16 protein-coding genes and 1 tRNA gene are annotated in these 16850 nt (G+C 72.0%); 11 read left to right on the top strand and 6 right to left on the bottom strand.

What is annotated here, in order from left to right; translation table 11 throughout:
- The first annotated feature begins 90 nt into the window (after positions 1-90).
- The 6 genes from paaA (at position 91) to ABT123_RS06155 (ending at position 4909) form a co-directional block, all read left to right on the top strand.
- Entirely contained in the window at positions 91-1071 is a 981-nt protein-coding gene (gene paaA, locus ABT123_RS06180; protein WP_351310301.1) for a 1,2-phenylacetyl-CoA epoxidase subunit PaaA, read from the top strand.
- Complete coding sequence (paaB, locus tag ABT123_RS06175) at positions 1068-1352, top strand: 1,2-phenylacetyl-CoA epoxidase subunit PaaB (protein ID WP_150208784.1); 285 nt, start codon at positions 1068-1070, stop codon at positions 1350-1352. The genes paaA and paaB overlap by 4 nt, the downstream gene beginning before the upstream one ends.
- Entirely contained in the window at positions 1349-2068 is a 720-nt protein-coding gene (gene paaC / locus ABT123_RS06170) for a 1,2-phenylacetyl-CoA epoxidase subunit PaaC (protein ID WP_351310299.1), read from the top strand. The genes paaB and paaC overlap by 4 nt, the downstream gene beginning before the upstream one ends.
- On the top strand, positions 2062-2556 hold the full coding sequence (gene paaD / locus ABT123_RS06165) for a 1,2-phenylacetyl-CoA epoxidase subunit PaaD (RefSeq protein ID WP_351310297.1): 495 nt from the start codon (positions 2062-2064) through the stop codon (positions 2554-2556). The genes paaC and paaD overlap by 7 nt, the downstream gene beginning before the upstream one ends.
- Positions 2557-3657, top strand: coding sequence for a 1,2-phenylacetyl-CoA epoxidase subunit PaaE (paaE, locus tag ABT123_RS06160; RefSeq protein ID WP_351310295.1), 1101 nt, complete (start codon positions 2557-2559; stop codon positions 3655-3657).
- A gap of 109 nt (positions 3658-3766) precedes the next feature.
- Positions 3767-4909, top strand: a complete 1143-nt coding sequence (locus tag ABT123_RS06155) for an acyl-CoA dehydrogenase family protein (protein WP_351310293.1) — start codon at positions 3767-3769, stop codon at positions 4907-4909.
- Between the two features lie 19 nt (positions 4910-4928).
- Here the strand turns inward: ABT123_RS06155 and ABT123_RS06150 are convergent, their stop codons facing one another.
- The 6 genes from ABT123_RS06150 to ABT123_RS06125 form a co-directional block, all read right to left on the bottom strand.
- The gene (locus ABT123_RS06150; RefSeq protein ID WP_351310291.1) at positions 4929-5273 is read right to left on the bottom strand and encodes a rhodanese-like domain-containing protein; all 345 of its coding nucleotides are present in this window, start codon (positions 5271-5273) and stop codon (positions 4929-4931) included.
- 83 nt (positions 5274-5356) lie between these two features.
- Positions 5357-6193, bottom strand: a complete 837-nt coding sequence (locus ABT123_RS06145; RefSeq protein ID WP_351310289.1) for a J domain-containing protein — start codon at positions 6191-6193, stop codon at positions 5357-5359.
- Positions 6194-6318: 125 nt separating this feature from the next.
- Positions 6319-7812, bottom strand: coding sequence for a DUF2252 domain-containing protein (locus ABT123_RS06140; RefSeq protein ID WP_502970889.1), 1494 nt, complete (start codon positions 7810-7812; stop codon positions 6319-6321).
- A gap of 108 nt (positions 7813-7920) precedes the next feature.
- On the bottom strand, positions 7921-8595 hold the full coding sequence (locus ABT123_RS06135; protein ID WP_351310287.1) for a response regulator: 675 nt from the start codon (positions 8593-8595) through the stop codon (positions 7921-7923).
- A 2-nt stretch (positions 8596-8597) separates the two neighbouring features.
- On the bottom strand, positions 8598-10274 hold the full coding sequence (locus ABT123_RS06130) for a histidine kinase (RefSeq protein WP_351310285.1): 1677 nt from the start codon (positions 10272-10274) through the stop codon (positions 8598-8600).
- A gap of 144 nt (positions 10275-10418) precedes the next feature.
- Positions 10419-10501, bottom strand: a tRNA-Leu gene (locus ABT123_RS06125).
- 329 nt (positions 10502-10830) lie between these two features.
- On the opposite strand from ABT123_RS06125, the gene ABT123_RS06120 reads away from it, so the two are divergent.
- The 5 genes from ABT123_RS06120 (at position 10831) to ABT123_RS06100 (ending at position 16747) form a co-directional block, all read left to right on the top strand.
- Positions 10831-11652 (top strand): FHA domain-containing protein, encoded by an 822-nt coding sequence (locus ABT123_RS06120; RefSeq protein ID WP_351310283.1) that lies wholly within the window; start codon positions 10831-10833, stop codon positions 11650-11652.
- A gap of 10 nt (positions 11653-11662) precedes the next feature.
- Positions 11663-12172, top strand: coding sequence for an FHA domain-containing protein FhaB/FipA (locus tag ABT123_RS06115; protein ID WP_351310281.1), 510 nt, complete (start codon positions 11663-11665; stop codon positions 12170-12172).
- A 162-nt stretch (positions 12173-12334) separates the two neighbouring features.
- Positions 12335-13807: a PP2C family protein-serine/threonine phosphatase gene (locus tag ABT123_RS06110; protein ID WP_351310279.1), complete on the top strand. Its 1473-nt coding sequence runs from the start codon at positions 12335-12337 to the stop codon at positions 13805-13807.
- A 46-nt stretch (positions 13808-13853) separates the two neighbouring features.
- Positions 13854-15290, top strand: a complete 1437-nt coding sequence (locus tag ABT123_RS06105; protein ID WP_351310277.1) for an FtsW/RodA/SpoVE family cell cycle protein — start codon at positions 13854-13856, stop codon at positions 15288-15290.
- Positions 15287-16747 (top strand): peptidoglycan D,D-transpeptidase FtsI family protein, encoded by a 1461-nt coding sequence (locus tag ABT123_RS06100; RefSeq protein WP_351310276.1) that lies wholly within the window; start codon positions 15287-15289, stop codon positions 16745-16747. Before ABT123_RS06105 ends, ABT123_RS06100 begins: the two co-directional genes overlap by 4 nt.
- The last annotated feature ends 103 nt before the right edge of the window (positions 16748-16850 follow it).

The following is a 16850-nucleotide window of genomic DNA, read 5'->3' as shown; positions in this document are numbered from 1 at the left end:
GAACGATCGGTCGGTCGGCCGCAAGCGGCAGCCGGCCATCGCCGGTCCGGCGACAAGCCCAACGGCACGTCCATCGGCAAGGGGGCCGGGATGGTGGCAGTAACCCCGGAAACGGGGCAGGACAGGGACCTCGCGGCGGCTTTCGAGGCCGCGGTGGCGGCCGACGAGCGCGTGGAGCCCCGGGACTGGATGCCCGAGGAGTACCGCGCCTCACTCGTCCGTCAGATGGCCCAGCACGCGCATTCCGAGATCATCGGCATGCAGCCCGAGGCCAACTGGATCACCCGCGCGCCCTCGCTGCGCCGGAAGGCCATCCTGATGGCCAAGGTCCAGGACGAGGCCGGCCACGGCCTGTATCTCTACAGCGCCGCAGAGACCCTCGGCACCGACCGCGAAGAGCTGCTCGACAAGCTGCACACCGGTCGCCAGAAGTACTCCTCGATCTTCAACTACCCGACCCTGACCTGGGCCGACGTGGGCGCCATCGGCTGGCTGGTGGACGGCGCGGCGATCACCAACCAGGTGCCGCTGTGCCGCTGCTCGTACGGGCCGTACGCCCGCGCCATGGTCCGGATCTGCAAGGAGGAGTCCTTCCACCAGCGCCAGGGGTACGAGCTGCTCCTCGCCCTGTCCCGGGGCACCGAGGCACAGCACGCAATGGCGCAGGACGCCGTGGACCGCTGGTGGTGGCCGTCCCTGATGATGTTCGGCCCGCCGGACGACGAGTCGGCGCACTCTGCCCAGTCCATGGCCTGGCGCATCAAGCGGCACTCGAACGACGAACTGCGCCAGCGGTTCGTGGACATAGCCGTCCCGCAGGCCGAAAGCCTCGGCCTGAGCCTCCCCGACCCGGACATCCGGTGGGACGAGGAGCGCGGGCACCACGACTTCGGAGCCATCGACTGGACCGAGTTCTGGGATGTCCTCAAGGGCAACGGCCCCTGCAACGAACAGCGGATCAGCCAGCGGCGGCAGGCGCACGAAGAGGGCGCCTGGGTCCGGGACGCAGCCGCTGCGTACGCGAAGAAGCACACCGGCAGCGCCGGTCGGCACGAGGAGGCACGGGTATGACGCAGAACTGGCCGCTGTGGGAGGTGTTCGTGCGCTCGCGCCGCGGACTCTCGCACACCCACGCGGGAAGCCTGCACGCCCCCGACGCGGAAATGGCCCTGCGCAACGCCCGCGACCTGTACACCCGGCGCAGCGAGGGGGTGTCCGTCTGGGTGGTGCCCTCGACCGCGATCACCGCGTCCTCGCCCGACGAGCGGGACCCGTTCTTCGCCCCGGCCGCCGACAAGCCCTACCGGCATCCCACGTTCTACGAGATCCCGGAGGGGGTGCGCCACCTGTGACCGCCACCGTGCCCACGACGGCCGCGCTCGCCCTCGGCGACGACGCCCTGATCCTCTCCCACCGCCTCGGCGAATGGGCCGGCCACGCCCCGGTCCTGGAGGAGGAGGTCGCCCTCGCCAACATCGCCCTCGACCTGCTCGGCCAGGCCCGCGTGCTGCTCTCCATGGCCGGTGACGAGGACGAGCTGGCCTTCCTCCGCGAGGAGCGGGCCTTCCGCAACCTCCAGCTGGTCGAGCAGCCCAACGGCGACTTCGCCCACACCATCGCCCGGCAGCTGTTCTTCTCCGTCCACCAGCACCTGCTGTACGGGGCGCTGGCCGCCGGGTCCGGCCCCTTCGCCCCGCTCGCCGCGAAGGCGGTCAAGGAGACCGAGTACCACCGCGACCACGCCACCCAGTGGACCCTGCGGCTGGGCGACGGCACCGAAGAGAGCCACCACCGGATCCAGTCCGCCGTGAACGCGCTGTGGAAGTTCACCGGCGAGATGTTCCAGCCGGTCGACGGCCTGGAGGTGGACTGGGCCGCACTGGAGACGGCCTGGCTCGCCGCCGTCACGGAGGTCCTGGAACAGGCCACCCTCACCCTCCCGCAGGGCCCCCGCACCGGAGCGTGGGCGGCCGGCGCCGGCCGGCAGGGCCTGCACACCGAATCCTTCGGGCGGATGCTCGCCGAGATGCAGCACCTGCACCGCAGCCACCCGGGGGCGTCATGGTGACCGCCACCCGCCTGGAAGAGGAGCTCGCCGCCATTGCCGGCGCGGTCCCCGACCCGGAGCTGCCCGTGCTGACCCTGTCCGAGCTGGGCGTGATGCGCGGCGTCCGGATGCGGGAGGACGGCGGGGTCGACGTGTCCCTGACCCCCACCTACACCGGCTGCCCGGCCATCGAGGCTATGTCGGCCGACATCGAGCGGGCCCTGCGCGAGCACGGCATCCACGAGGTGACCGTGCACACCGTGCTGGCTCCCGCCTGGTCCACCGACGACATCAGTGCCGAAGGCCGCCGCAAGCTCGCCGAGTTCGGCATCGCCCCGCCCCGGCCGCACGCGGCGGGCGGACCGGTCCCGCTCACCCTCTCGGTGCGCTGCCCGAACTGCGGCTCCACCGACACCGAACTGCTCAGCCGGTTCTCCTCCACCGCCTGCAAGGCGCTGCGGCGCTGTGTGTCCTGCCGCGAACCCTTCGACCACTTCAAGGAGCTGTAGATGGCCGCCCCACGCCACGGCGCCTTCCACCCGCTGACGGTGGCGGCGGTCGACCGGCTCACCGACGACTCCGTGGCCCTGACCCTGCGCATCCCCGAAGAGCTCAGCGAGGACTACCGGCACGCCGCCGGCCAGCACCTGGCGCTGCGGCGGCGCTCGGCCGAGGTCGGCGAGGTGCGCCGCACCTACTCGATCTGCTCCCCGGCACCGGCCCCCACCGGACCCGGGCCGCGGGAACTGCGGGTCGGGGTGCGGCTGGTGGAGGGCGGCGAGTTCTCCACCTTCGCCCACAAGGAGGTCGCCCCCGGGGACGTGCTGGACGTGATGGTCCCGGCCGGCCGCTTCGTGCTGGACCCGGCCGCCGCGCCGCAGGCCGCCCACTATGCGGCGGTCGTCGGCGGCAGCGGCATCACCCCGCTGCTGTCGATCGCCGCGACCCTGCTGGCCGCCCGGCCCGACGCCCGGTTCTGCCTGATCCGCAGCGACCGCACGGCCGCCTCGACGATGTTCCTGGAGGAGGTGGCCGACCTCAAGGACCGCTACCCCGACCGGTTCCAGCTCGTCACCGTGCTGTCCCGGGAAGAGCAGGAGGCCGGACTGCCGTCCGGCCGGCTCGACGAGGAGCGGCTGACGGCCCTGCTGCCCGCGCTGCTGCCGGTCGAATCGGTGGCCGGCTGGTTCCTCTGCGGACCGTACGGGCTGGTCCAGGGCGCCGAGCGGGCCCTGCGCGGGCTGGGCGTCGCCCGGAACCGGATCCACGAGGAGATCTTCCATGTGGACGACGCTCCGGCACCGGCCCCGACCGCCCGGACCGTCTCCTCCTCCCACAGCCGGGTCACCGCCCGCCTCGACGGCCGGTCGGGCACCTGGCCGGTCCAGGACGGCGAGTCCCTGCTGGACGCGGTGCTGCGCAACCGCGCGGACGCGCCGTACGCGTGCAAGGGCGGTGTGTGCGGCACCTGCCGGGCGTTCCTGGTGCGCGGCGAGATCCGGATGGACCGCAACTTCGCGCTCGAGTCCGACGAGACGGAAGCCGGGTTCGTGCTGGCCTGCCAGTCCCATCCGGTGACGGAAGAAGTGGAAATCGACTTCGACCGGTGAGTGGGTCCGCCCCTGTCAAAATTCCAGAACCTGTTCTATCTTGACGCACCGTCAGGCCGCAGTGTGAGGCCGCGGCGCGGTCCGAGCGGGAGGACAGGGAGGACAGGCAGTGGACTTCACCTTCACCGAGGAGCAGCAGGCGGCCGTCGAAGCGGCGAAGGCGGTCTTCGCGGACGTCGCGCCCGACGGCGTGCGCAGTCCCGCGCTCACCCCGGGCGCGGTCGCCGAGGAGTTCGACCGCCCGCTGTGGGCCCGGCTGGCCGGCTCCGACCTGATCGGCCTGGTCCTGGCCGAGGAGCACGGGGGCGCCGGCCTCGACACCGTCGCGCTCTGCCTGGTGCTCCGCGAGTCCGCGAGGGTCCTGGCCCGGGTGCCGCTGCTGGAGCACTGCGCCACCGCCATGGCCGTCCAGGCCGACAGCTCCCCCGAGCTGGCCGCCGCCCTGCTGCCCGCGGCCGGCCGCGGGGAACTCGTCCTGACCGCCGCCGCGAACGGCCGCACCGGCCACGACCCGGCCGAGCTCGCCGTCACCGCCGCACGCGAGGGCTCCGCCTGGGTGCTGGAGGGGAGCCAGACCGCCGTCCCCTGGGCCCACAGCGCCGACTGGATCGCCGTCCCCGCGCACACCGGGGAGGGCGAGGCGGTGCTGGCCCTGGTTCCGCGCAGCACGCAGGGCCTGACCCTGGCCGACCAGTACTCCACCAACGGCGAGCGGTTCGCCGAGCTCACCCTGGACGGCGTACGGATCCCGGCCGGCCATGTCATCGAGACGCCCGGCGCCTGGGAGCGGCTGCGCCTGCTGCTGGCCACCGGCACCTGCGCCCTGGCCCTCGGCCTGGGCGAGGCAGTCCTCGCCATGACCGCCCAGTACACCGGCAAGCGGGAACAGTTCGGATTCCCCGTCGCCACCTTCCAGGCCGTCGCGGTTCAGGCCGCCGACCGCTATATCGACCTGCGCGCCATGGAGGTCACCCTCTGGCAGGCCGCCTGGCGGCTGGACACGGCCCCCGGCGGGGCCGGCGGGCCGCTGCCCGTCGCCGGCGATGTGGCCGTGGCCAAGATCTGGGCGGCGGACGGCGTACGGCGGGTCGTACAGACCGCACAGCACCTGCACGGCGGCTTCGGCGCGGACACCGACTACCCACTGCACCGCTACCACGCCTGGGCCAAGCAGCTGGAGCTCTCGCTCGGCCCGGCCGCCGCACACGAAGAGGCCCTGGGCGACCTGCTGGCCGCCCACCCCCTCGGCTGAGTCTCGGCGGCGCCGCTGGTCAGATGACGGTGCCGGCGCCGCCCGCGCTGTCGACGACCGGGCGGCCCGAGGCCTCCCACACCTGCATGCCGCCGTCCACGTTCACCGCGTCGATGCCCTGCTGCACCAGGTACTGGGTGACCTGCGCGGAGCGCCCGCCCACCCGGCACATCACATGGATCTGCCGCCCCTGAGGGGCGGCCTCGGTCAGCTCACCGAAGCGGGCCACGAACTCGCTCATCGGGATGTGCAGCGCGCCCTCGGCGTGACCGGCGGCCCACTCGTCGTCCTCCCGGACGTCGAGGATGAAGCTGTCGGGGCCGAGCGCGTCGACACCGACCGTGGGAAGCGTGCCGAAGTGCATGCTGTGTCGCCTTCTACTCGTCGCTGGTGCGGGTCCCGCCCGCACCGCCACGGTACCCGCTTCACCGGCCCGGCCGGGCCCCGTCAGGCCTCCGCCGTCAGCTCCGCCAGCTCGGCCTCGCGCTCGGAGACCTGCGCCAGCAGCTGCTCGGCGATCTCCTCCAGCAGCCGGTCCGGGTCGTCCGGGGCCATCCGCAGCATCGCCCCGATCGCGCTGTCCTCCAGCTCCCGCGCCACCAGCGCCAGCAGCTCCTTGCGCTGGGCCAGCCACTCCAGCCGGGCGTAGAGCTCCTCGCTCTCGGTCGGCCCGGCCGCCTCCGGCACCGGCCCGGCCGCCCACTCCTCGGCCAGCTCGCGCAGCAGACCCTCGTCGCCCCGCCCGTACGCCGCGTTCACCTTCACCAGGAAGGCGTCCCGGCGGGCCCGCTCCTCCTCGTCCTGCGCGAGATCGGGGTGCGCCTGCCGCACCAGCTCCCGGTAGAGCCGCCGCGCCTCCTCCGAGGGCCGCACCCGCTCCGGCGGCCTGACCGGCTGGTCGGTGAGCATGGCGGCGGCATCGTCGTGCATGCCGTCCGGGCCGATCCAGTCGTGGAACAGCTCGTCCACCCCGGGCATCGGCATGACCAGGGCGCGCGCCTCGCTCGCCCGGCGCAGGTCCTCGGCGTCCCCGGTCCGCGCCGCCCGCGCCTCCGCGATCAGCGCGTCCAGCTCGTCGAGGCGGGTGTACATCGGGCCGAGCCGCTGGTGGTGCAGCCGGGAGAAGTTCTCCACCTCCACCCGGAACGTCTCCACCGCGATCTCGAACTCGATCAGCGCCTGCTCGGCCGCACGCACGGCCCGCTCCAGCCGCGCCTCGGGGCGCTCGGCGCCGGCCTCGCCTTCGGGGCCGGCCTCACCTTCGGGGACAGTCTGCTCGCTCACCCGGCCAGCCTAGGGGGTGTCCGGGTGATCATGCCCGGTCACGGCCCGCCGGGCACCCACCAGGCACCCACCAGGCCCTCGCCGGGCACCCGCCGGGCCCTCGCCAGGCCCGGTCCCGGCCGGACCTAGACGCCCTCCTCCGCCGCGATCCGGCCCGCCCGGATCGCCGCGACCAGATCCGCGTGGTCCGCCTCCGTACGGTCCGCGTAGGCCACCGCGAAGGCGGCCACCGCCTCGTCCAGCTCCTCGTTCTTGCCGCAGTACCCGGCCAGCAGCCGCGGATCCGCGCTGTGCGCGTGCGCCCGGGCCAGCAGCGCACCCGTCATCCGGCCGTAGTCGTCGAACTGCTCGGGCGCCAGCGCCGCCGGGTCCACACTGCCCTTGCGGTTGCGGAACTGCCGCACCTGGAACGGCCGGCCCTCCACCGTGGTCCAGCCCAGCAGGATGTCCGACACCACCTGCATCCGCTTCTGGCCCGCCACCACCCGCCGGCCCTCGTGCCCGGCCCCGGCCCGGTCGAAACCGGCCGGCAGATGCGGCAGCAGCACCGACGGCCGGGCCTCCTTCACCTGGAGCACCAGGGGCTCGCCCCGGTGGTCCAGCAGCAGCACCACATAGGACCGGGTGCCCACACTGCCCGTGCCGACCACCCGGAAGGCCACGTCGTGGATCGCGTACCGGGCCAGCAGCGGCTGCCGGTCGGCCTGCACCGTCTCCGCGTACGCCGCCAGGGAGGCAGCGACCGCCGCGGCCTCCGCGTCGCCGACCCGCCGCAGCACCGGCAGCGCGTCCACGAAGCGGCGCGCGCCGTTCTCGTCCACCACCGTGGACTTGGCCGCGAACCGGGCACTGGTGTTGTTGCGGGCCTTCTCCGAAACCCGCGCCAGCGTGCCCAGCAGATCCCGCGCATCGGTGTGCGAGACCAGCTCCTCGTCCGCGATCGCGTTCCACGCGTCCAGCGCGGGCAGCCGGGCCAGCAGCCGCATGGTCCGCCGGTACGCGCCCACCGCGTCCTGCGCCGCCGCCCGGCAGGTCTCCTCGTCGGCACCCGCGACCCGCCCGGCCAGCACCAGCGAGGTCGCCAGCCGCTTGACGTCCCACTCCCACGGCCCGAACACGGTCTCGTCGAAGTCGTTGAGGTCGATGACCAAGCGGCCCCGGGCGTCCCCGTACAGACCGAAGTTCGCGGCGTGCGCGTCCCCGCACAGCTGCGCGCCCACCCCGGTCACCGGCGTGCCCGCCAGGTCGTACGCCATCAGCCCGGCCGCCCCGCGCAGGAACGCGAACGGGCTCGCCGCCATCCGCCCGACCCGTATCGGGGTCAGCTCCGGTACCCGCCCGTGGTTGGACTCCACCACCGCCCGCACCGCGTCCGGCCGGTCCGCGCCGGGTTCAAAGCGGGCCTGCTCGGCGCGCGGCACCCTGGTACGCAGCGCCCGGCCCGCCTCCTTCGGCGCACCGGCCGCGGCACCCCGCGAGGCGAAACCCGCGACCACCGGAACCCGCCCCGCAGCCGCAGCCGCCACATCCGCAGCCGCCGCGCCCGCAGGCCCGCCCGCAGGGTCACCCACCGGCCCGCCCGCAACCGCCGCCGGCACGTTCGCCGTGGTCCCCGCCATTGCCGCCCCCGATTCGATCATCCACATGTCCGCGGACGACCGTACCGATCCGGCCGCCGGGGGGCCACCTCCGGGCCCTCCGACAGCAGACCCGACACAGTCCGGCGTCTACAGTCCGGCGTCCCTGGCCAGCAGCGCCGCCTGGACCCGGTTGTCGCACTCCAGCTTCGCCAGGATCCGGCTCACGTACGTCTTCACGGTCGCCTCGCTCATATGCAGCCGGCGCCCCGCTTCCGCGTTCGACAGCCCCTCCCCCAGCAGCGCCAGCACCCCCCGCTCCCGCTCGCTCAGCTCCGCCACCCGCCGCCGCGCCTCCTCGCCGCGCGCCGCCGCCTTCCCCGAGGCCAGCTGGTCCACCACGTGCCGGGTCGCCGCCGGCGACAGGTACGCATCCCCCGCAGCTGCCGCCCGCACCGCACCGATCAGCTCGCCCGGCGCCGAATCCTTCAGCAGGAATCCCGCACCGCCCTGGGAGAGCGCCCGCAGCACGTTCTCCTTCTCCCCGAAGGTGGTCAGGATCAGCGCCCGCGCCGACGGCACCGCGCGGCGCAGCTCCCCCAGCGCCGTCAGCCCGTCCAGCACCGGCATCTGAATGTCCAGCAGCACCACGTCCGGCAGGTGCGACCGCGCCAGGTCCACCGCCTCGCGCCCGTTGCATGCCTCCGCGACCACTTCGATCTCCGGGTCCGAGGTCAGGATCATCCTGATCCCGGCACGGATCAACGGCTCGTCGTCGGCGATCACCACCCGGACCGTGCGGCCCGTCCCGCCCGCTGCACCCACGTCTACCGCCTGATCTCGTACGCCTGCTTTTCGACGAGCTTGCCGTCCTTGAAGCAGAACCGGAACACCGGCTCGTCCTCCAGGCTGTCACCCGACTCGGTGGACATCAGCACCAGGCAGCTCGCGTCGGCCGGCCGCGGCGGGCCGCCCTTGTCCAGCCCCTGCACGAAGACGCTGTCCCCGCTGGGCAGCCGGTCCCGCACCTCCTGCTCCGCGGTGCCGACGGTGATCGCGTCGTACTCGGAGCGGTCGATCATCCCCTTGGTCATCGAGGAGACCATCAGGGCCACCCCGGCACCCACCACGATCACCAGCAGCACCACCGCCGCGAAGGCGATGCCGCAGCCCACGGCGACCCCGCCGGTCCGGCTCCGGCGGCCACCCACCAGTTCCCGGTCCACCGCCGCCCAGTCCATCGGCGGCGCCCCCGGCGGCAGCACCTGCTGCCCGAAGTCGTCCGCGATCCCCGGCAGGGCCGGCCCCCCGGCCGGCTCGGCGCCGTACGGCAGGACGCCCGCCACCCGGAATCCGCCGCCGTCCACCGCCCCCGCGTGCACCATCCCGCCGACCAGCCGGGCCCGCTCCCGCAGCCCCGTCAGACCCTGCCCGCCGGACACCACCTCGCCGCGGCCCGGACCGGCCGACGGACCGTTGGCGATCTCCACCACCAGCGAGTCGTCCTCGTACCGCAGCTCCACCGAAATCGCCGCACCCGGGGCGTGCTTGTACGCGTTGGTCAGCGCCTCCTGCACGATCCGGTACGCCGCGTGGTCGCAGGCCGGGGCCAACGGCCGCGGCTCCCCCACCGTCCGCAGCGCCACCGGGGTGCCCGCAGCCCGCGCAGCCGCCACCACCCCCTCGATGCCGGCGACCCCCCGGGCCACCTGCTCGTCCTCCCGCAGCGGCGCCTCCACCCCGTCCCGGAGGATGCCGACCACCTCGCGCAGCTCGTGCATCGCCGACACCGATGCCTGGCGCAGCACCCCCACCGCCTCGCGCTGACGGTCCGTCAGCTCAGGGTCCACTTCCAACGCGCCGGTGTGCACCGAGATCAGCGCCAGCTGGTGGCCGAGGCTGTCGTGCATGTCCTGGGCGATCCGCTGCCGCTCCAGCAGCCGCGCCTGGCCCGCCACCATCGCCCGTTCCCGCATCAGCTGGCTGTTGCGCTCCTGCAGCGCGTGCAGCAGGGTCCGCCGCTGGTACCAGTACCGGCTGGCCAGACCCGGGGTGACGACCGTCGCCAGATACATCAGCGTGGTGAACGCGATCAGCAGCAGCGGGCGCTGCTGCGACCACTCCATCGCCACCGACAACCCCACATACAGCAGGAAGGAGAGCGCAAACACCCCCACGGCCCGCCCGGCGCCCACGATCCGCCGGCCCGCCGACCAGCCCAGCAGTACGGTCACCAGCACCGCACCGGGCAGCAGCCCGCCCAGCGCCGCGCCGGCCACCAGCGTCCCGGCCGGCATCCGCCGCCGCAGCAACACCAGCGTGATGACCGTCACCGCGCTCGCCGCCTCGCGCAGCCAGCCGCCGTTGTCGAGTTCCTCGATCCCGAACCCGAGCAGCACCAGGACCGAGGCCGCGACCAGGTCCCCTGCGATCGCCCGCCGGGTCCACGGCTCCGGACCCTTCAGCCACTCCCAGCCGGCCCGCGCCTTCACAGTCACATCCACCCGCCCGACCCTAGGCAACGCTCCATCCCGCCATCACCCCTCTTTCGTCGCGCGCCCGCCGACGAAAGTCGAACGGCCGCGCCACCACGCGGGCACAACGAAGAACCCCCGATCCGGATCTCTCCGAATCGGGGGTTCAATCTGTGGGCGAGGGGGGATTTGAACCCCCACGTCCCGAAGGACACTGGCACCTGAAGCCAGCGCGTCTGCCGTTCCGCCACTCGCCCGAGCAGCGTCCCAGTGGATCTTCCCTTTCGGGCCGTTCCCCTGGCGACATCGGAACATTAGCACGTCAGAGAGGGCGGATTGAAATCGCTTTCCCGGCCGCCCCCGGGGGCCCGCGAGGGCCTCCCGGAGCACCCTCCCGGAGCCGCCCATCCGGAGTGCCCTCCCGTACTCACCTCCGGGTGCGGGACACTGTCCCTGGGCCACCCCTACGATCCCTAGTGAGGAGCAACACTCCTCACCACGGGCCACGAGGGGAACCAGCCGAATCCCCCACGCGTGGATACGATCAGTAAGCAGTACAGGGCGACATCAACGGAGGAGGTGCCCCATGGGAGTCCTGAAGAGGTTTGAACAGCGACTCGAAGGTCTGGTGAACGGCACCTTCGCCAAGGTGTTCAAGTCCGAGGTGCAGCCCGTCGAGATCGCCGGCGCACTGCAGCGCGAGTGCGACAACAACGCGACCATCTGGAACCGCGAGCGGACCGTCGTACCCAACGACTTCATCGTCGAACTGTCCGCCGGTGACTACGAGCGCCTGAGCCCGTACTCCGGCCAGCTCGGCGACGAGCTCGCCGGCCTGGTCCGCGACTACGCCAAGCAGCAGCGCTACACCTTCATGGGTCCCATCAAGGTCCACCTGGAGAAGGCCGAGGACCTCGACACCGGCCTCTACCGGGTCCGCAGCCGCACCCTCGCCTCCTCCACCTCCCAGCCGCAGCAGCCCGCGCAGCCCGCCCAGGGCGCCCCCGGCGGCTACGGCTACCCCCCGGTCGCCGCGCCGCCCATGCCCAGCGCGCCGCCGCCCGGCGCCCCGCAGCGCCGCCCCGCCGGGCCCACCGGCCCGGCCCCCGTACCCTCCGGCGGCGCGGGCACGCGCCGCTGGATCGAGATCAACGGCACCCGCCACCAGATCTCCCGCCCGACGCTCGTACTCGGCCGCAGCACCGAAGCCGACGTGCGGATCGACGACCCCGGCGTCTCCCGCCGGCACTGTGAGATCCGGACCGGAACGCCCTCGACGATCCAGGATCTCGGGTCCACCAACGGCATCGTGGTGGACGGGCAGCACACCACCCGCGCTACGCTCCGCGACGGCTCGCGGATCGTCGTGGGCAGCACCACCATCATTTACCGGCAAGCCGAAGGGTGAAGCGGGGGCAATGTCAGAGCTGACCCTTACGGTCATGCGGTTGGGTTTCCTGGCCGTTCTGTGGCTGTTCGTCATCGTGGCCGTCCAGGTCATCCGCAGCGATCTCTTCGGGACGCGGGTGACGCAGCGCGGCTCCCGCCGCGGCGGCGCGGACAGCCGCGCCCAGGCGGCGCAGGGCGGTGGCCGCCAGGCCGCCGCGCCCCCGCAGCAGCGGCAGCGCCGTGGCGCACCCACCAAGCTGGTCGTCTCCGAAGGCACTCTGACGGGCACCACGGTCACCCTCGCGGGCCAGACCATCACCCTCGGTCGCGCCCACGACTCGACGATCGTGCTGGACGACGACTACGCCTCCAGCCGGCATGCCAGGATCTACCCCGACCGTGACGGCCAGTGGATCGTCGAGGATCTCGGGTCCACCAACGGCACGTATCTCGACCGGACCCGCCTGACCACACCGACGCCCATTCCGCCGGGCGCCCCGATCCGCATCGGCAAGACCGTCATCGAGCTGCGGAAGTAGTACGAGAATGAGCGAGCGGAGCGAGCGAGCCGCAGCGGGCCGAACCGGCCGGACCCCCGGTCCCGCCGGAAACACGGCCCCGCGCGCGCTCCCGACCGGAGGGTGGGCAGTGTGGCTCGAGACCGGTTGTACCCGGAGTCAGCGTCGACAGGGCAGGTGCCCATGAGTCTGTCCCTGCGGTTCGCCGCCGGTTCGCACAAGGGCATGATCCGCGAGGGGAACGAAGACTCCGGCTACGCCGGCCCCCGTCTCCTCGCGATCGCCGACGGCATGGGCGGCCAGGCCGCCGGTGAGGTCGCCTCCTCCGAGGTGATCTCGAACCTCGTCCAGCTCGACGACGACGTCCCCGGCTCCGACATCCTCACCTCCCTCGGCATCGCCGTGCAGCGGGCCAACGACGTCCTGCGCGTCATGGTCGAGGAGGACCCGCAGCTCGAAGGCATGGGCACCACCCTGACCGCCCTGCTGTGGACCGGCCAGCGGCTCGGCCTGGTCCATGTCGGAGACTCCCGCGCCTACCTGCTCCGCGACGGCATCCTCACCCAGATCACCCAGGACCACACCTGGGTGCAGCGCCTCGTCGACGAGGGCCGCATCACCGAAGAGGAAGCCACCACCCACCCGCAGCGCTCCCTGCTGATGCGCGCCCTGGGCAGCGGCGAACACGTCGAACCCGATCTCTCCATCCGCGAGGTCCGGGCCGGCGACCGGTATCTGATCTGCTCCGACGGGCTCTCCGGCGTCGTCTCCCACCAGACCCTGGAAGAGACCCTCGCCGACTACCACGGCCCGCACGAGACCGTGCAGGCCCTGATCCAGCTCGCCCTGCGCGGCGGCGGACCCGACAACATCACCTGCATCGTCGCCGACGTCCTCGACACCGACAGCGGCGACACCCTCGCCGCCCAGCTGAACGACACCCCGGTCGTCGTCGGCGCCGTCGCCGAGAACCAGCACCAGCTCTTCGACGGCGGCAACGCCATGCAGACCCCGGCGGGCCGCGCCTCCGGCCTCGGCCGCCAGGCCCCGCCGCCCGGCGGCGCCTTCGGCCCGCCCGGCAGCGGCGAAGCCCCCGGCTACGGCTCCTCCGACGGCGGATACGGCGGCAGCGGCGGCGGCTACGGAACCTTCGGCGAACCCGACCCGTACGCCGAGGACGCCTCGTACGAGGACACGTACGACCACCCCCGCAGGCGCCGCAGCAAGGGCACCCGCTGGGTCGGCCGCTCCCTGATCCTGCTGCTCGTCCTCGGCGTCATCGGCGGCGGTCTCTACGCCGGCTGGCGCTGGACCCAGACCCAGTACTTCGTCGGCGTCAAGGGCGATCACGTCGCCCTCTACCGCGGCATCAACCAGAACCTCGGCCCCATCAAGCTGTCCGAGGTGGAGACCGACCGCACCGACATCGAACTGAAGTACCTGCCGCCGTTCAAGAAGAAGCTCGTCGAGGACACCATCAGCGAGGGCACCCTCGACGGCGCCCGCCAGAAGGTCGACGAATTCTCCACCCAGGTCTCCGCCTGCAAGAAGGACGAAATCCGCCGGAACGCCGAGGCGGCCAACCAGACACCGCCCGCCGACAGCGCACTGACTCCGGAAGAGCAGAAGCTGGTCAGTCTGTGCGGAAAGCAGTAACAGCAGTAGCGGCAGTCACACGCGGGCACAGGGGGCCCGTCACACCATGAGCGTTGTCACCAACACGACCACCATCGGCGCCATCGAGCTACCGAGCCGGCGCAACACCGAGCTGATGCTGCTCGGGTTCGCCGTGGTCATCCCGATCTTCGCCTACGCCAACGTGGGCCTCGCGATCGATGGCAAGCTGCCCCCCGGCATGCTCGCGTACGGCTTCGGCCTCGCCCTGCTCGCCGGCATCGCCCACCTCGTCGTACGGCGCTTCGCCAAGTACGCCGACCCGCTGCTGCTGCCGCTCGGCATCCTGCTCAACGGCCTCGGCCTGGTGCTCATCTGGCGGCTGGACCAGTCGGTTCGCCTGCAGAACCGCGCCAAGGCGATCTTCGGCGCGTTCTCCGAATCCGCGCCCAACCAGATGCTCTACACGGCGCTCGGCATCGCCCTGTTCTCCGGCGTCCTCCTGCTCCTCAAGGACCACCGCGTCCTCCAGCGGTTCACCTACATCTCCATGGTCACCGCCCTGGTGCTGCTCCTGCTGCCGCTCGTCCCCGGCCTCGGCGCGAATGTCTTCGGCGCCAAGATCTGGATTCGCGTCGCCGGATTCTCCATCCAGCCCGGCGAGTTCGCCAAGATCGTCCTCGCGGTCTTCTTCGCCGGGTACCTGATGGTCAAGCGCGACGCCCTGGCCCTGGCCTCCCGCCGGTTCATGGGGCTCTACCTGCCGCGAGGCCGCGACCTCGGCCCGATCCTGGCGATCTGGGCGATGAGCCTGCTCATCCTGATCTTCGAGAACGACCTCGGCACCTCGCTGCTGTTCTTCGGCATGTTCGTGATCATGCTGTACGTGGCCACCGAGCGGACCAGCTGGATCATCATCGGCCTGCTGATGTCGGTCGGCGGCGCCGTCGTGGTCGCCTCCTTCTCCAGCCACGTCGGGGCCCGTGTCAGCGCCTGGATGGACCCCTTCGGCTGCTGGCAGCGAGCCGAGGCCGACGCCGGCGCCTGCGAGCAGATCGCCCAATCGATCATGAGCTTCGGCTCAGGCGGTGTCCTCGGCGCCGGCTGGGGCCAGGGCAACTCCGACCTGATCGGCTTCGCCACCAACTCCGACTTCATCTTCGCCACCGTCGGCGAAGAGCTCGGCCTCGCCGGCGTCATGGCCTTCCTCCTGCTCTACGGCCTGATCATCGAGCGCGGCGTACGCACCGCCCTCGCCGCCCGCGACCCCTTCGGCAAGCTCTTCGCCATCGGCCTCTCCGGCGCCTTCGCCCTCCAGATCTTCGTGGTCGCCGGCGGTGTGATGGGACTCATCCCCCTCACCGGCATGACCATGCCCTTCCTCGCCTCCGGCGGCTCCTCCGTCCTCGCGAACTGGGCCCTCATCGGCATCCTCATCCGGATCAGCGACACCGCACGCCGCCCCGCCCCGGCCCCCGCACCGTCCCCCGACTCCGAGATGACCCAGGTGGTCCGCCCGTCATGAACAAGCCCCTGCGCCGCATCTCGATCTTCTGCGGGCTGCTGGTCCTCGCGCTGATGATCCGCACCAACTGGCTCCAGTACGTGCAGGCCGAAGAGCTCTCCACCCGCAAGGAGAACCGCCGGGTCCAGATCGCCCAGTACGCCCAGGAACGCGGCAACATCATCGTCCAGGGCGAGCCGATCACCGGCTCCATGGTCACCAACGGCAGCGACTACAAGTTCAAGCGCACCTACGTGAACGGCCCAATGTGGGCCCCCGTCACCGGGTACGCCTCCCAGGCCTTCGGCTCCAACCAGCTCGAATCCCTCGAGGACGGCATCCTCACCGGCAACGACGACCGGCTGTTCTTCGACCGCACCATCGGCATGTTCACCGGCGACAAGAAGCAGGGCGGCCACGTGGTCACCACCCTGAACGCCGCCGCGCAGAAGGCCGCCTTCGACAAGCTCGGCGACCGCAAGGGCGCCGTCGCCGCGATCGACCCGCGCACCGGCGCGATCCTGGCCCTCGTCTCCACCCCGTCCTACGACCCCTCGTCCTTCGCCGGCAACTCCAAGAACGACGAGAAGGCCTGGGTCGCGCTCAAGGACAGCGAGGACAAGAAGCTGGTCAACCGCGCCCTGCGGGAGACCTACCCGCCCGGCTCCACCTTCAAGGTGGTCACCGCCGCCGCGGCCCTCGAGCACGGTGTCGTCACCGACATCAACGCCCCCACCGACACCCCCGAGCCGTACATCCTCCCCGGCACCCGCACCCCGATGGTCAACCACGCCAAGGGCTGCGAGAAGGCCAGCCTGAACGAGGCACTGAAGGTGTCCTGCAACTCCGTGTTCGCCAACCTCGGCGACAAGGTGACCCGGGACAACATGGTGAAGACCGCCGAGAAGTTCGGCTTCAACAACGAGAAGATCGACACCCCGGTCCGCGCCTTCGCCAGCGTCTACGACAAGACCATGAGCCGGGACGGCAACGCCCAGAGCTCCATCGGCCAGTTCAACACCGCCGCCACCCCGCTGCAGATGGCCATGGTCGCCGCCGCGGTCGCCAACGACGGCAAGCTGATGAAGCCCTACATGGTCGACCAGCTCACCTCCCCCCACGCCGACCTCGTCGAGAAGAACGACCCGGAGGAGATGAGCCGCCCGCTCTCCGCCGAGAACGCCCAGAAGGTCCAGGAGATGATGGTCAACGTCGTCGACAACGGCACCGGCGGCAAGGCCAAGATCAAGGGCGTCACGGTCGGCGGCAAGACCGGCACCGCCCAGCACGGCGAGAAGAACGCCAAGCGCCCCTACGCCTGGTTCATCTCCTACGCCAAGACCGACCAGGGCTCTCCGGTCGCCGTCGCCGTCGTGATCGAGGACAGCGAGGCCGACCGCGAGGACATCAGCGGCGGCGGCCTCGCCGCCCCGGTGGCCAAGGCCGTCATGGAGGCCGTACTCAAGAGCCAGAGCTGAGCACGCGCACCGGCACCGGCCGGTGGAGGCGACCGCAGACGGTACCGGTCCGGTATCGGCCTGTGGTCACGAGCCGATCGACCACGATCGGCCGGTAGCCTTT

The organism is Streptomyces sp. NPDC002054 (assembly GCF_040296685.1).
Classification (GTDB): Bacteria; Actinomycetota; Actinomycetes; order Streptomycetales; family Streptomycetaceae; genus Streptomyces.
This window is presented reverse-complemented; position numbering and strand designations above follow the sequence as displayed.